Raw genomic sequence first — 2,532 nt, 5'->3', positions numbered from 1 at the left:
AGCTACATCAGCATCATTAACTCTTGTATTAACAAAGTTTGTTTCTTTATTTATAGATTTAGTCCCAACATTTTCAACAGTATAATTGTAAGATACTCTAGCATTATTTGGAACTGGATTTATGCTTGGTATAGTTGTTATAGAAATTTTAAATTTAATTTGAACTTGTTGATTAGGTTTTATAGTTCCAATTTGAATACCACTTTCTGGGTTAACACCAGGCTTATTAACACCATCTACTATTACTGAATCAACTATAAATACTGTATCTTTTGGAATTGTGTCGTATAAAATTACATTTGTTGCATCAACATTACCACTATTTGAAAGAGTTAATGTATATTCAACATTATCACCTACTGTTGCAAAATTTCTATCAACACCCTTTATATTTGCAAGTTCTGCATGACTTACTGGCACTGTAACTACATTTGATAATGCACCACTAGCTTTTCCATTTACTATACTTGGGTCTACAGTGTACTTATAGGCAACATTTGCATCATTTGGAATTGGATTTACTGTTGGTAATGTAACAATTTGAACATTAAATGTGATAGTAACAACCCCATCTGATGGAATATTGCTAACAGGTATACCAGTTTCAGGATTAACCCCTGGCTGTGGTATATTATCAACAGTTACTGAATTGTTTATAAATTCTGTTCCACTTGGAATTGTATCTTTTATAACTACCTCATTTGCATTTGTATTACCTAAATTTTTTACAACTAAAGTATAAAGTAAGACATCTTGAAGGTCTGCACCTTTTTTATCTACTTGTTTAGTTATAGTTAAATCAGCATTATTTAATTTAGTTATAACTAAATTACTTTCTGCGCTATCAGCCTCTAATGGTAGACTTGGATCTACTTGATACTGATAGTTTATTATACCTGTATTCGGTATTGTATTAGGTACAACAGACATACCGTTATCCCTCCTTATTTATATTAACTATTTATTACTTATAAAATATTATCAACCCTATAAGAAATCGCTCATAATATATTATTAAATATCAATCTATATAGTTCATTTATTTATTGATATTAATAAATAAAGTGCAACTATATTTATAAGGAGATAAACAAAATGATGAATTACAAAAATACTACAAGATTAGATACTCTTTGTATGCCAACAGATGTAACTGATTTTACTCAAATCACTGAGGACTTTAAAGTATGTATTCCAAACTCAATGCCAGCTATACTTGAAATTATTGATGATAAAATAAGTATAGAAATTTCTGAAAAAAGGGTTGTTTCTTCCCCTATTGGGACATCTGCTGAAGGATATAGCCTAACTGGAAATACCCTTATTGTTATAGTAGACATTAAAGTTAGCTTCCAATATGTGTCAGGCATCAACAATGCAACTGTTCATAGCTTTAGCTCACTATATAGCACTATTATTCCAATATCTTTATCTAAAACTTTTAATAATAGTTTTGATGTAAATGCAAATATATTTATTGAAGATTTATATTACACAGTAGAAACTGAAGACTCTGTATTTACAAGCGTAACATTCTTAGTTACAGCAGAGCAGCTTATAGGAGGTTGTTAATTATGGCATTTTCATTTAAAGATTTAAAAGGTTGTTTTTGTGATGATGATGATAGAAGGGAATTGAGATTTTTCTCAAGACTTCCTTTTGCAAAGGCAATAGACCTTTGCAAATATCAGCCTTCAATAGCTACTGTTGTTTCAAGTGATGTTGAGCCTACAGTATCATCAGTAAAACTTATAACTACACCTGTTGCAATTTCTTTTGAGGGACAAAAGTTAACAGGGTACAAGCTTTTAATAGATATATCTATTTTCCAAAAAATAATCTACGCTTCTGGTGATTGTGAAGCTAAAACTTCATCTGTATTAAAATATACAGATATAAAATCAGTTTATGTTGTGCTACCAGCTGTTTATAACGAAACTGCTCTTTGCTCTTTAGTTAGAAATAACAGATTTCTAATTAATCCTATAGTCGAAGACTATTCAGTAAGGGTTAAGGGGCCTTATAGTTTGTATTCTTATCTATCATTAATAGTTGATGTACAACTATATTAGTCTAGTTTAGTCTTTAAGCTATATGAGAAAAAGCTATCTTCTTAAAATCTAAGAAGATAGCTTTTTTTAATTAATTACCATTAATTTATCTTTTGGCATAGTGTATCCCTCTAAATTATTTTTGGTAAATAAAGATAGTCCTGTCTTTATGATAATCTCACTTTTAATAATTCTTGGAGTTATATATACACTAGAGTTTTCATCAAGTGCCATTGATTCTAAAATATCATAATGTCCTATATTTATTAAATCAATAGCTTTCATAAACCATGGCAATTCTATATATTCAGCATTTTTAAAATAAAAGGTGTACAATGTTGTATTAATGTCTTTTAAAATCTCCTCTTCTGAATTTTTAGGTCTTGCTAAAAATTCAGAAGCTTCTTTAAGTACTTGTTCCTCATCAGATAAAACAAGAATATTAGAAGAAAATTCATTTAACTTTATTAAATTGCTCTTA

4 protein-coding genes are annotated in these 2,532 nt (G+C 28.9%); 2 read left to right on the top strand and 2 right to left on the bottom strand.

From position 1 onward, the window contains the following. Positions 1–930 (bottom strand): DUF11 domain-containing protein (locus tag ACRC28_RS08530; RefSeq protein WP_438543031.1); only part of this gene is annotated, 930 nt, incomplete at its 3' end. 165 nt (positions 931–1,095) lie between these two features. Here ACRC28_RS08530 and ACRC28_RS08525 point away from each other — a divergent pair. Both ACRC28_RS08525 and ACRC28_RS08520 read left to right on the top strand, forming a co-directional pair. Further along, positions 1,096–1,572, top strand: a complete 477-nt coding sequence (locus ACRC28_RS08525; RefSeq protein ID WP_438543030.1) for a hypothetical protein — start codon at positions 1,096–1,098, stop codon at positions 1,570–1,572. 2 nt (positions 1,573–1,574) lie between these two features. Beyond that, entirely contained in the window at positions 1,575–2,072 is a 498-nt protein-coding gene (locus ACRC28_RS08520; RefSeq protein WP_438543029.1) for a hypothetical protein, read from the top strand. A 66-nt stretch (positions 2,073–2,138) separates the two neighbouring features. Here ACRC28_RS08520 and ACRC28_RS08515 read toward each other — a convergent pair. Next, a partial coding sequence (locus ACRC28_RS08515) for a hypothetical protein (RefSeq protein ID WP_438543028.1) occupies positions 2,139–2,532 on the bottom strand: 394 nt, incomplete at its 5' end.

The sequence above is a fragment of the Clostridium sp. genome (assembly GCF_051650885.1).
GTDB lineage: Bacteria > Bacillota > Clostridia > Clostridiales > Clostridiaceae > Clostridium.
The sequence above is the reverse complement of the archived record's forward strand: the minus strand, read 5'-3'. Positions and strand labels throughout refer to the sequence as shown.